Raw genomic sequence first — 12959 nt, 5'->3', positions numbered from 1 at the left:
AAAAACTAGTGGCGGTGCTTTGCACTGCCACTAGTTTTTGGGGGTTTATACTCTAAGTATCTAAGTAAACCTTACCTTGTTATCTTGTTATCTTGTTATCTTGTCTCGCTCGAACTGGGAACATCGAAGGACAACTCTAGTTGATCACTCGATTCTTCAATGGCGGATTCTTCCTTGCCATCGACAATATTAACGTCACTAGCATTAACAGCAACAACTCGCTCAGCAGGAACTTTATCGGCATTTTTATCAGCAATAACATTAGTAGAGCTAATATTGCTGATATCGCTCACAGCGGTATCTAAATTGTTCTCCGTCGGAACCCCAGTATTCACCACATCCTTGCTAACTTGAGTTTCCACCCGATCGCTTTCCCTAACGACGCGATCGCTCGCTTCCGCATTTTGCGTTTTAGTAGCAGCGCTCCTCAGTTTGATACTTACTTCGGTCGTTCTTTCTGCCACCAGAGCTATGCTCGCTGGGGATATATCTTCAGAGGTTTGTATGGGATCTTTTGCCGCGATCGCATCAAGGGCGGCTTCGGCGGATAAATCCATTTCTAATACCGAAGAATCCTTTGACTCCTCTTGGTTTGGAGTGTTTTCTTCATCAGGATTATCAAAAAGACTTACCAGATCGGGTAACTCTTCCCGCACCATCCGAATGGGCAGATTCGCGATTAACGCGGTCATGCGTTTATCCGACTCTAAGCGGATATCCAACGCGCCTTCATCAAGCTCTACATATCTTGAAACTACCCGCATGATTTCATGGCGCATATTTTCAAAAACCTGTGGCTCGATCGCGGCTCGATCGTGAGCCAAGATAAATTTCAAACGCTGCTTGACTTGCGCTCCACTGGGGACGTTACTTCTTTGAAACAGGCGATCGAGCAGTGTTGAAATCATTTCTAACCTCAGGAATTCCCACTAATCCAGCTAGACAGACGGGCAAAAAATCCTTTAGGGGGTACTTCGAGTTGTAAGAACTCGATATTTTTGCCTTCCAGTCTCTTTGCCACATTCTCATAGGCAGTGCCTGCTAGCGATGGCTTATCTGACAACACCAATGGTTCCCCTTTATTAGTAGAAACGATCACCTGTTCGTCATCAGGAATTACGCCAATTAATTTAACTGACAAAATATCCAGCACATCCTCGACACTCATCATGTCGTTATTTTTTACCATAGCTGGGCGAATCCGGTTCAAAATTAATTTAATATCGGTAATTCGGTTGGCTTCGAGTAACCCAACTACACGGTCGGCATCTCGCACTGCCGATATTTCAGGAGTCGTCACGACGATCGCTTCCTTCGCTCCTGCGATCGCATTTTGAAAACCTGACTCAATCCCTGCGGGACAGTCAATTAATACGTAATCAAAATATCGGCTTAAAACCTCTACTAGAGCCTTCATGTGAGCGGCGGTAATGGCGGTTTTATTTCGTGTTTGGGGAGCGGCTAAGAGCGATAGATTAGGTTGACGCTTATCTTTAACTAGGGCTTGATCGAGCTTACATTCTCGTGCAATTACCTCAAGGGCGGTATACACGATGCGATTTTCTAATCCCAATAAAAGATCGAGATTTCGCAAGCCAAAGTCAGCATCCACCAAAACCACTTTACGCCCTAGTTTAGCGAGCGCCATGCCGAGATTTGCTGAAGATGTGGTCTTGCCGACACCACCTTTACCGGAGGTAACAACGATAATGCGACTCATGTTTACGAATTACTGATTGACGAGGGATAGTTTAGCGAAGAATGATTAAATGCAGAAAAGTCAACTACTTGGACAATTTTAATTGCAGGTGTACCCTGCGTACTGACCAAGGCTACTTCTGGACAAAAAGATGTACTGGGAGTCTCAACACGAGCAATAAAACTAGCAATCCTAATCTGGGTGGCATTGAGGTGCAAAGCCATCACTACCGATTGGGCATTACCTTTAGCACCTGCATGAGCCATGCCTTTCAGCTTGCCACACACGATAATATCGCCTTCAGAGATTAACTCCGCACCAGCATTGACATCACCGAAGACAATAATACTGCCTGAATGCCGAATTTCTGTACCAGATCTTACGGTCATCTTAATGTATAGCGGATCATCCGTTGGCGCATTAGGAATTGGATTAAATCCTAACAACTCACGAAAGACAGTGCCTTGCTCAACAGAAAAACCCATACTAGCAGCATTGATCGCTGTCTGACGACGATTAGTGACAACACAATGCAACAATAATTGGTAATTTTGCAACGACTCATATATTTCTTGCAGTTGACGCGTATCCAATAGGCGATCGCCTGCTTGCAAATATACCTGCGTACGGGGTTTCCAATCATGACCACTCGCCGCCATGCGTTGCTCTAGCTGAGAAAGTATTTCTTCCCAAGTTAAAGTTAGTAATGAAGTCTCAGAATTAGTCGATGCCGAATCATCTGCACCAATAGATGGAGAAGATGGAGAAGACAGAGAAGATGAAGAACCATCGTTAGATTTATGAAATGGTAGCTTGATCTTTTTTTCAGTTGGCAATAATAGATTGAGCTTGCCCTCAAGGGTTTTAAACCTTACTTGGGAAATTTCAGGATCGGGAATTGCCTCAGCATCTGGCTGAGCCTTTTTAGTAGGCTGGCTGGGAATTGGCTTGAGTTCTCCCCCCTCCACATCTGCAACCGTAAGAGGGGCAGGGACATTGCCCAAGGAATCTTCACTTTTTTCGGTTACTACAATAACTTCAGGCATCTCCGCAGATGACAAATCCCCTGCAACCGACTGAAGTTTCGTAGGAGGCAGAGGATTCGATTTCACGGCAATATTACGCTGGTTGGCATTCATGAAGCTTTTTCAAATTTAGCACTGTCCATCCATCTACCACCAAAGCTCTCGGAATCACTAAGGTGGTGCAAAAACAAAAAAACAGAAAAACAGAAAACAAGGGGGCTTACGCCCCCTGTTTTCTCTAAGCCGACGGTAGTAACTGAAGGCTATTTTCAGAACCGTTAAGGGCTTCTTTTTCGATCACTTTGACCTTGCCATCGTCATCGACATCAACCTGTACGGAAGCACCTTCACGGACTTTACCTGTGAGGATCTCTTCCGCAAGAGAGTCTTCAAGTAAACGCATGATGGCGCGACGCAACGGACGTGCGCCGTAGCTAGGATTGTAGCCCTCTTGGACGAGTAGATCCTTAAAGCGCTCGGTTACCGTAAGAACGATATTCTTATCGAGCATCCGCTTGAAGAACTCATTGAGCATGAGATCGGCGATCTCCTTGACTTCGGGCTTAGTCAACTGACGGAAGACAATGATTTCATCAAGACGGTTGAGGAATTCTGGGCGGAAGTATTGCTTGAGTTCTTCGTTAACTAGGGAGCGAATGCGGGTATAGAGCGCATCTTCTTGGCTAGCAGCGAAGTCAAAGCCGAGTCCACCACCACCCTTTTCGATGACTTTAGAACCAACGTTCGAGGTCATGATCAACAGGGTGTTCTTGAAGTCAACCGTACGTCCCTTGGAGTCGGTCAAGCGACCATCTTCAAGGACTTGCAATAGCAAGTTAAAGACATCGGGGTGAGCCTTTTCGATTTCGTCGAATAGCACGACCGTATAAGGACGACGACGCACGGCTTCCGTAAGCTGACCGCCTTCGTTATAGCCGACATAGCCAGGAGGTGAACCGATCAATTTCGATACGGTATGACGCTCCATGTATTCGGACATATCGAGGCGAATCATCGCATCTTCAGAGCCAAAGAAGTAGGATGCGAGCGCTTTAGTTAGCTCGGTTTTACCAACACCTGTGGGTCCAGAGAAGATAAAGCTAGCGATCGGACGATTGGGGCTCTTGAGCCCGACGCGGGCGCGACGGATGGCACGGGAAATTGCTTTTACCGCTTCATCCTGTCCGATTACGCGACTATGCAGGGTTTCTTCCATCTGCATGAGCTTGACGGACTCAGACTCGGTAATCTTGAGTACGGGTACGCCAGTCCAAGAGCTGACAATGTAGGCGATATCCTCTTCGGTAACACGAATTTCAGGGGCATCCTCGGTGGGAGCTTCCGCCTTTTTGGTTTGGCTGAGAGCGCGAATCTGCTGTTTGAGATCGATTTCCTTATCCCGTAATTCCGCAGCTTTATCAAAGTCCTGCTTGCGAACTGCGTCATCCTTTTCTTTGAGGGTTAGACGTAATTCTTTGTCCAGTTCCTTGGCGGCGGGAGGTAATTGGGAGTTAATCAGCCTTACGCGAGAGCCAGCTTCGTCGATCAAGTCGATCGCTTTGTCGGGCAAGAAGCGATCGCTAATATAGCGATCGGATAGCTTCGCGGCAGCAACGAGGGCTTCATCGTCGATCTTGAGCTTGTGGTGTTCTTCGTAACGTTGGCGCAACCCGATCAAAATTTCGATGGTTTCTTCAACGCTAGGCTCACCAACCATGACAGGCTGGAAGCGACGTTCGAGGGCAGCATCACGTTCGATATGCTTGCGATACTCATCAAGGGTAGTTGCACCGATGCATTGGAGTTCGCCACGGGCAAGGGCAGGCTTGAGGATATTCGCGGCATCGATCGCACCTTCAGCAGCCCCAGCACCGATCAGGGTATGAACTTCATCAATTACCAAGATCACATTGCCAGCGGTGCGGATTTCTTCCATGATCTTTTTGAGGCGTTCCTCAAATTCACCACGATACTTTGTACCCGCCACTAGCAAGCCAATGTCTAACGTAACCACCCGTTTTTCTTGGAGAATATCGGGAATGTCACTGTTAGAAATGCGTTGAGCAAGCCCTTCCGCGATCGCAGTTTTACCAACACCGGGTTCACCGATTAGCACTGGGTTGTTTTTGGTGCGACGACCGAGGATTTGGATTACTCGTTCAATTTCTTTCTCGCGACCCACAACGGGATCGAGCTTGCCATCTTGAGCTAGCTGGGTCAAATTAGAACCAAACTCATCAAGGGTAGGCGTTTTGGTGCGTCCCGACGAACCACCACCTGCGGAGACTTCGGCAGTCTCGCCCAACATACGAATTACTTGAGTACGGACTTTGGACAGATCTACGCCCAAATTTTCTAAAACTCTAGCGGCAACGCCTTCGCCTTCGCGAATTAGTCCTAGCAACAAATGCTCAGTACCGATGTAGTTATGTCCCAACTGGCGAGCTTCTTCTAGCGACAACTCAAGGACTCTCTTGGCGCGAGGCGTGAAAGGTATTTCGACGGCGACAAAACCAGAGCCGCGTCCGATGATTTTCTCAACCTCAATCCGTGCATCTTTGAGGTTTACACCCATCGACTTCAGTACTTTGGCGGCAACGCCAGTTCCTTCTCCGATCAGACCCAATAGAATTTGCTCTGTGCCGACAAAGTTATGACCGAGGCGGCGAGCTTCCTCTTGAGCCAGCATGATGACTTTAATTGCTTTTTCTGTAAAGCGTTCAAACATGGCGTTTCCCCATACTTTGCTGCGTTCTGGTTAAAGTTAATACTAGCACAGCCTTAACAGCATTCTATAGGTACGGATCTCACTCCCTTTAACCAAACTTTTAACTAAACTTAAAGCTATGCCTTAGGTATATTTTTGGGTATTATCCACCTATTTACACAATATCTTCACATAATTTGTCGAACTTTGTAATTTAGAAAACAGATTTAACGCCCTTAAAGTGATTAGGCATAACTAAATAAGGCTTTTACTTTTGGGATTTGAGAAAGAGTTTGCGTAGCAAACCCTTTCTCAAATCCCGTTTCAAATTATCCCGAACTCACGTTAATTCAAAAACAAATTCCTTTGTCCCCAAAGCATCCAGATCCCGCCTACAGCCATAAATACCAAAACAATCTGCCGAAACTGCTGAGAACTCATACGACTGAGGATATATTTGCCCACGAGGTTAGCAGGTATTGCCGCTAAGCCGATCGCTAAACCTGCGATCGCCTGCTCTTGCGACAGGGCTGCTAGTAGCCCATAAGTAATCAGTTTGAAGACGTGAATAATCGTCATATGGGCAGCTTTAGTCGCAATCATTTGCTCCTTGAGCAAGCCATAACGTAGATAAAAAGGATTGAGCACTGGTCCCGTTGTCCCTACTAGCCCCGATACATAGGCTTTCAGAAAGCCTGCGGGCATAATATGCCATGCTTCGAGCTTAAATTTAGGTTTAGGCATTTGCCCTTGAGTCTCGGTTTGATTTGCATTAGGAATTTCAATAACTCCAGATTTTCCATATTCTTTAGTTTCTTGGGAATCGCTAGTCTCTTCAGAAGCGATCGCCAAAGCGGTCAATTTTGTTTCTAAATTATCTGGATTTAAATTATCTGGATTTAAATTATCTGGATCTAAATTATCTGGATCTAAATTATTTAAATTATTTAAATCAGGCTGAGATGCAGAGTTAGCTACGTTTTTGGTATCTGGGCTTTTTTCTAACTCAAACAAAACTGCACTGATCAGCAGGAATATACCAATGACTATTTGCAGCCCGTCAATATGAATTCGGGTAAAGGTATATGCACCAAGAATTGCCCCCAAAACTGCACCAGGAGCATACCAAGCCGTTAATTTCCAGTCAATATCGCGCCAAAACAGTAAAACTCGATGGGCATTCCCAAAAAACATACCAATCGTAATTACAGGTGGAACCGAGGCAGCCCCCATCAAGAGATTGACTAATGGGATTAAAACAAAGGGACTACCACCACCTGCTAACGTGCTAACTATCCAAGCAAAGAAACTAACTATGCTGAGATAGATAGTTGGCATGATTTCTGACATAGACATTAATAATTCGTTAATAATTCGTTAATTTGGGGATTTGGATAGGGGTAGGATACATGGAGCTTTGTGCTAAGTCTAAATTATTTATCAACCTATGAATCCATCGACCAGAATCTACCTAAGTGAGATCGATCGCAATTTCTTATCCCAACTCAGGGCGATCGACTGTGCCTGCTTAGGAGATTTCTGGAGCTTAGAAGCCTATCAAAGGGAAATCAACAATCCCAGCAGTGTTGTACTGGGCTTAACTACGGAAAATCACGAATTGTTAGGATTCGGTTGTTTATGGTCTGTGCTTGAAGAAGCGCATATTACCGTTTTAGCAGTGCGTCCCGAATATCAAGGGCAAGGATTTGGTAAGGCGATCGTCTGGGGGCTACTCAAAAAATCTCGCGATCGCCATTTGGAATGGGCGACTCTCGAAGTACGAGCATCCAATTATGTAGCGATCGCCCTCTACCAAAGCTTTGGTTTTAAGGAAATTGGGAGAAGACCTAATTACTATGAAGTAACAGGCGAAGATGCCCTGATGCTCTGGTGCAAAGGATTGCATACAGAGGAGTTTGGTTTATTGCTTGAGCAATGGCATGAGTCCATCTCCACAAATTTATTAGCCAAGGGCTGGAATTTATAGTACGCCTATTTCCAAAATGGCGTTGCCATTTTGGAAATAGGTAAAACGCGAGTGGCGACAGCTATATATGACTTATATATGACTGCCGTCAACTTTATCAGGACATACAGCGCTTTGCGCTCAAATCCAAACCAAGAAACTTTTTGAAAGTGTTGCGAAGCAACACTTTCAAAAAGTTTCTTGTGGTTCTTTTGATCAAAAATTGCTGTAAAACCCAAAAGAGGATTGCCGCACGGAGCGCGGCAATCCTCTTTTGGGTTTTAATTTCGTCCTAGCAAGACTAGAGACAGCTATATAACAGCTATATATCGATATATCTCTGCATATCTCTGCTTTTACTAATTACGATAGAATTAGTTTAGGTTTATGAGCAATTAAGTCGCTTTAGGGTTATAAGGTCTAAAAACGATGAAGATATCTGGCTGGGTGAAGAAAGCTATTGGCTTAGCGATCGCAAGTTTCGGCTTTTGGAATATAGCAAGCACAAGTGCCAATGCACAATTAGGAAATATAGTTGTCTACATAGCAGGCAATAATCCCGCAACTTTGAATGTTGTTCGACAAGTTGTAACTAACCCAGTGGTTGCCTCAGTTAATGGGCAAACCTCCATTGTTGCTGGCTCCTTTGATACATCAACCGCAGATTTTGTCACCAAAGAACTCCAAAAACGCGGCGTAGATGCCCAGCAGGGTTATCAAACTACTCAGACCGTACAAGCTCAAAATACGAATACTTCACCCTATGTAGCGCTACCGAGCTACATCCCCACCAATAACCTTGAGAATTTAGCACAATATCGCTACGTTACGGCTGTTCCTGTGCAATCCCCGACCACCCTATCTCAAGTACAGCAGTTTATTCCTAGCGCCTTTGTCGCCAAGTCAAATCGCGGTAACTATGTATATGCTGGCGGCTATGCCAATCGCGATGCCGCTGAATCTTTGAAATATTTCTTGCGATCGCAGGGCTTAGATGCTCGTGTACTCTATTTCTAAATTCCCCATTTCTAAATTCATCATTTAGAAATGTTACTAAATAACATTTCTAAATGAAAATCGCTAGATTGTGAATTGCATTGAATTTAAAGATTGTCAACTTTGAGAAATTTGAGCTAACTATGGACTCGATATTAAGACAAGGTAGTAAAGGTAGTGATGTAGTTGAGTTGCAGCAACTTCTCCAAGGCAAAGGATTTTATAGTGGCAGCATTGACGGGGATTTTGGTGCTGGCACAACCAATGCTGTCCTGAAATTTCAGCAGGCTAATGGATTGGTAGCCGATGGCATTGTGGGCAGTTCTAGCTGGGCTAAACTTCGGGCTGTCTCGACTGCCCAGACTCTACCAACCCTATTGCCAGGATCTAAGGGCTCGGCTGTAGCCCAAGCTCAACAATTGCTTAAAGACAAGGGCTATTATCAAGGTCGGATCGATGGTGACTTTGGCGTTGGTACGAGGGATGCGATCGTGGCATTTCAGAGAGCCAATGGGTTGACCGTTGATGGCAAAGTCGGCGAACAAACATGGAAAAAGCTTCAAGCACCTGCGATCGCGGTAGCTACGCCCACTCCACCGACCACGATTGAAATTGTGCGTCCATCGCCCTCACCAGCCCCCGCACCTTCGGCAACGCCTTCCGCCACACCTTCCGCCACGCCGTCAATTTTCGTACCGACGGAGGGTACTCCCATCGCTACTAGCGATCCCACCTCCTCATCAACACCCCCTGCTAGTGCAATCAGTCTAACTGATGCCGCAAATAGCTATAGCCGTGGGCGCTTACCCAATCAAACTGCGGCGCTTAACAATTTGCAAGCAAATATCACGCCAGAGATCTTGCAACAATTCTTTCAGCGTTGGCAAACCGCGTCTGGACTGGCAACCACAGCCACATCACTACCAGATGCCCTCAGTGGTTACAATCTTGCTCAGATGCTCAATCAAAATCTTGCCTTGCAGTGGTTGCAAGGGCAAATATCGTCACAGGCTCTTGCTAAATTCCGTCAAGATTGGTCAAATCTCAATGCAGGGGTTGGCACTACGACCACGCCATTTACGCCTAGCCAACCCAGTGACACGAGCAATCCTCCATTGCAACTAATCAATCTCAGCGATGCTGTCAAGGTTTTTAAGCGCTCGGCTAATCAGATCACGGCTCTAGAAAATCTGCAAAATGCTTTACCTGCATTGACCATGCAGCAGTTTTTCCAGCGGTGGTCAGTTGCTTCTGGACAGAATGCGATCGCAATTTCCTTGGTAGATGTATTCCAAGACTACGACAGCCAACAGTTTCCCAGTCAAATCACGGCTCTACAATGGCTGGAAAAGGAACTAACCTCGGCGAACTTAGAGCAATTTTCGCGAGATTGGCAAACCATCTAAATCCATCACTAAATCCATCAAAAAGTGCGCGAGGCGCACTTTTTGATTTAAAACCTCACCGTCCCTTGACGACGAACTACCCAACCATTCATCGTCCATTCCACTACAGTCGATGGCAACCCGCTTCCCAATGGTTCGGTAATACTAATTCCATCGCCGAGAGTCATGACCGAGGGAAAAGCGTCATTAATTTCGGTCATACTGCGTAAAGGCGGTTCATTACTCTTATTGGCACTGGTAGTCAGCATTGCTCCTGTTTGCTGCAAAATGGCGATCGCCGTTTGGTGATCGGGAATTCGCACCCCTAAAGTTTGAAAACCTTGATTGAGCTGACAACCGCGATCGCTCGCGGGCAAAACTAGAGTCACTGCTCCAGCAAAATATTGGTGGGCAGTCCGTTCCCAAGTTTCTAACTCTGGATGGTCTATATCCAAAAACAATAAAAACTCTTGCCAACTAGCCGCCATTAAAATTAATGGTTTATCGGGCGATCGCTGCTTGAGCGTATAAATATCTGCACTGCGATCGGGACGCACCGCCAAAGCAGGCACGGTATCGGTAGGAAAACTCACCAATTTCCCCGATCTCGCCCCTGCCACCAAAGCCGCTAAAGAAACTAAAGCCACAATTCCTACTTAATATCTAAATATAGCAATCCTAAATCATTTGTAGATTTTTGCGTTGCGATCAAAGCGATCCCCTACGGGATGCGTTTCCCAAGAGATAGATATGTGGCGGCGCTTCGCGCCGCCACATATCTATCTCTTATACCAATTCCCAAAAGTGTGACAACACTTTTGGGAATTAAAAACCAAACCCAGTAAGGGTTTTAAAATCCCAAAATGGCAACGCCATTTTGGGAATTGGTATTACTATATGGCTGCTGCCAGTCCCATTAGGACAAAATCAAAACCCAAAAGATAAAGGCGGCGCAAGCGCCGCCTCTATCTTTTGGGAATTAAGCACCAATTACCGCTGGAATTTCTGAAATCAAACGTAAATCAAACTCTTTATTTTCCAATTCCGCCACAACCGCCACGATCCCAGGACCAAAAAATCGCGTCAATTTATCTTGTTTTTGTTGCCAAGTTGCAATGTCCATCAAAGGCGATCGGAAACGTAAAACCAAACTGTAAGCACCCTTAGTCTCCTCTGCCTGAGAAATTTCTTCATAGATCCCCACCAAGATAGGACGTTCTTCATCGGTAGGACTCATACCCAATTTTTCTAAAACCTCATCTAAATGGGCCTTAATACCGTAGCGATACCGAGTTACATCTTGGCGTAGCTGCTTTTGGGTTGAAGTTTCTTGTGCCTTGCGTAAATTTAAAACCTCATCTGATAGAGAAACAACCACAGGTACTGGTTTGACTTCCGAAGACTTAAATGCAAAGCCCCCTAAGAGGATAGGAAAACCATAGAAAAATCCGATCAGATTCAGCGTGGAATTACCTTTAGCGTAAGCCCAAAAACCCACGACAAAAAGAATTCCACCAACAAACAAACCGATGGAAGCTAGAGATATCTTATTAAGTTTAAGCATGATCAAAATTTAATAATACTTAACAAATGTATCTGTTAAATGCATCTATTTTCTAAATCTCTTGGGGATCTGCCCCATTCTATAGCAATCAAAACCCGAGAGATGATTGGCGGCGCTTCGTGCCGCCAATCATCTCTGGGGTTTTGATTCGTCCTAGATATCTTTTACGTTGCTATAGTTATTTAAATTCTCATGTCAAAAAATTTTTTGTAGTCGGGTTGCCATCGTTAGACTATAAATGTATAAGTAGGATTTGCACCGATTTGACTAAACGCAAGAATTGTAAATTGACCCTTAGACAGGATTTTCATAATTCTAAGTAGCTCAAATCACCATTTTTATATTTGACAAGCTACAATCATCTAGGTGTAAATCCCCGTAGAAAAAGTTTTAGACAGTACGGATCTGAGGAATCTGGCATGAGCAAAACAGCCATCGACCTACCTATTGAAATCAAGTTGCCTGTTGGCAAACTTGGCGGAAATCTTGAAGAAATTGAAGAAGACCTTGAAGATGATGATGATATCGAACTCGACAAGGACGATTTAATTGATGACTCAGATGAGGACGCAGACATTGATGATGACCCTGACAAAACTGGCAAAGCAAGGGGGGCAAAAAAAAGAGCTAGCCAGACTAAGAAAAAACATTTTACCGAAGACTCGATCCGCCTTTACCTGCAAGAAATCGGTCGTATCCGCCTACTCCGCGCCGATGAAGAAATTGAGTTAGCGCGTAAAATTGCCGACCTACTGGAACTAGAATTAAAACGCGAAGAATTAGCCACTGAGGCTGACTGTCATCCTGATGATGTCCGCGAACCAGAATGGGCAATCAAAATGGGAATGCCCCTCGGCGAATTTCGCAAACGCCTCCATTCTGGTCGCAGAGCCAAGGACAAAATGGTGCAGTCGAACCTACGTCTAGTAGTATCGATCGCCAAAAAGTACATGAATCGCGGTTTATCCTTCCAAGATTTGATCCAAGAGGGTAGTTTAGGCTTGATCCGTGCCGCCGAGAAGTTCGACCATGAAAAGGGTTATAAATTCTCGACCTATGCGACATGGTGGATTCGTCAGGCCATTACCCGTGCGATCGCCGATCAATCCCGTACTATTCGCCTCCCAGTCCACCTTTACGAAACCATTTCGCGGATTAAGAAAACTACCAAGCTACTCTCTCAAGAAATGGGTCGTAAGCCCACCGAGGAGGAAATCGCCACCCGCATGGAAATGACGATCGAAAAGCTCCGCTTTATCGCCAAATCTGCCCAGTTGCCGATCTCTCTCGAAACTCCCATTGGTAAGGAAGAAGACTCCCGCCTCGGCGACTTCATTGAGTCCGAAGGTGAAACTCCAGACGATCAAGTTGCGAAGAGTCTCCTACGCGAAGACCTCGAAAGCGTGTTAGGTACTCTAAGCCCTAGAGAGCGCGATGTGTTGCGGCTCCGCTATGGCTTAGATGACGGACGCATGAAGACCCTCGAAGAAATTGGACAAATCTTCAACGTTACTCGCGAACGCATCCGCCAAATCGAAGCCAAGGCTCTCCGCAAGTTGCGCCATCCTAACCGCAATAGCGTTTTAAAAGAGTACATTCGCTAATTTATTCGCTGTT

The 12959-nt window shown here is 45.4% G+C and carries 11 protein-coding genes; 4 read left to right on the top strand and 7 right to left on the bottom strand.

What is annotated here, in order from left to right; translation table 11 throughout:
• Positions 1–95: 95 nt before the first annotated feature.
• The 5 genes from minE to PseudUWO310_RS01595 form a co-directional block, all read right to left on the bottom strand.
• Positions 96–908: a cell division topological specificity factor MinE gene (gene minE / locus PseudUWO310_RS23495; protein WP_142598454.1), complete on the bottom strand. Its 813-nt coding sequence runs from the start codon at positions 906–908 to the stop codon at positions 96–98.
• An 8-nt stretch (positions 909–916) separates the two neighbouring features.
• Positions 917–1720, bottom strand: a complete 804-nt coding sequence (gene minD / locus PseudUWO310_RS01610) for a septum site-determining protein MinD (RefSeq protein ID WP_009626820.1) — start codon at positions 1718–1720, stop codon at positions 917–919.
• A 2-nt stretch (positions 1721–1722) separates the two neighbouring features.
• Positions 1723–2838, bottom strand: coding sequence for a septum site-determining protein MinC (locus PseudUWO310_RS01605; RefSeq protein WP_223805493.1), 1116 nt, complete (start codon positions 2836–2838; stop codon positions 1723–1725).
• A gap of 124 nt (positions 2839–2962) precedes the next feature.
• Positions 2963–5452 carry an ATP-dependent Clp protease ATP-binding subunit gene (locus PseudUWO310_RS01600; protein ID WP_009626822.1) on the bottom strand — a complete coding sequence of 830 codons (2490 nt, stop codon included), beginning with the start codon at positions 5450–5452 and terminating at the stop codon, positions 2963–2965.
• A gap of 324 nt (positions 5453–5776) precedes the next feature.
• Positions 5777–6787: a sulfite exporter TauE/SafE family protein gene (locus PseudUWO310_RS01595; RefSeq protein ID WP_223805492.1), complete on the bottom strand. Its 1011-nt coding sequence runs from the start codon at positions 6785–6787 to the stop codon at positions 5777–5779.
• Positions 6788–6878: 91 nt separating this feature from the next.
• Here PseudUWO310_RS01595 and rimI point away from each other — a divergent pair, with 91 nt between their 5' ends.
• From rimI to PseudUWO310_RS01575, 3 genes are all read left to right on the top strand, one after another.
• Positions 6879–7418 carry a ribosomal protein S18-alanine N-acetyltransferase gene (gene rimI, locus PseudUWO310_RS01590; protein ID WP_142598452.1) on the top strand — a complete coding sequence of 180 codons (540 nt, stop codon included), beginning with the start codon at positions 6879–6881 and terminating at the stop codon, positions 7416–7418.
• A gap of 408 nt (positions 7419–7826) precedes the next feature.
• Positions 7827–8414, top strand: coding sequence for a hypothetical protein (locus PseudUWO310_RS01580; protein WP_142598448.1), 588 nt, complete (start codon positions 7827–7829; stop codon positions 8412–8414).
• 122 nt (positions 8415–8536) lie between these two features.
• On the top strand, positions 8537–9799 hold the full coding sequence (locus PseudUWO310_RS01575) for a peptidoglycan-binding domain-containing protein (protein WP_142598446.1): 1263 nt from the start codon (positions 8537–8539) through the stop codon (positions 9797–9799).
• A 47-nt stretch (positions 9800–9846) separates the two neighbouring features.
• On the opposite strand, the gene PseudUWO310_RS01570 is transcribed toward PseudUWO310_RS01575, so the two are convergent.
• Together PseudUWO310_RS01570 and PseudUWO310_RS01565 are read right to left on the bottom strand one after the other, a co-directional pair.
• Positions 9847–10425 (bottom strand): L-threonylcarbamoyladenylate synthase, encoded by a 579-nt coding sequence (locus tag PseudUWO310_RS01570; protein ID WP_142598444.1) that lies wholly within the window; start codon positions 10423–10425, stop codon positions 9847–9849.
• Between the two features lie 332 nt (positions 10426–10757).
• Positions 10758–11342: a DUF2854 domain-containing protein gene (locus tag PseudUWO310_RS01565; protein ID WP_142598442.1), complete on the bottom strand. Its 585-nt coding sequence runs from the start codon at positions 11340–11342 to the stop codon at positions 10758–10760.
• Between the two features lie 419 nt (positions 11343–11761).
• Here PseudUWO310_RS01565 and rpoD point away from each other — a divergent pair, with 419 nt between their 5' ends.
• Positions 11762–12946 carry an RNA polymerase sigma factor RpoD gene (gene rpoD / locus PseudUWO310_RS01560; RefSeq protein WP_009626829.1) on the top strand — a complete coding sequence of 395 codons (1185 nt, stop codon included), beginning with the start codon at positions 11762–11764 and terminating at the stop codon, positions 12944–12946.
• The last annotated feature ends 13 nt before the right edge of the window (positions 12947–12959 follow it).

This window comes from Pseudanabaena sp. UWO310 (genome assembly GCF_006861605.1).
GTDB lineage: Bacteria > Cyanobacteriota > Cyanobacteriia > Pseudanabaenales > Pseudanabaenaceae > Pseudanabaena.
The sequence above is the reverse complement of the archived record's forward strand: the minus strand, read 5'-3'. Positions and strand labels throughout refer to the sequence as shown.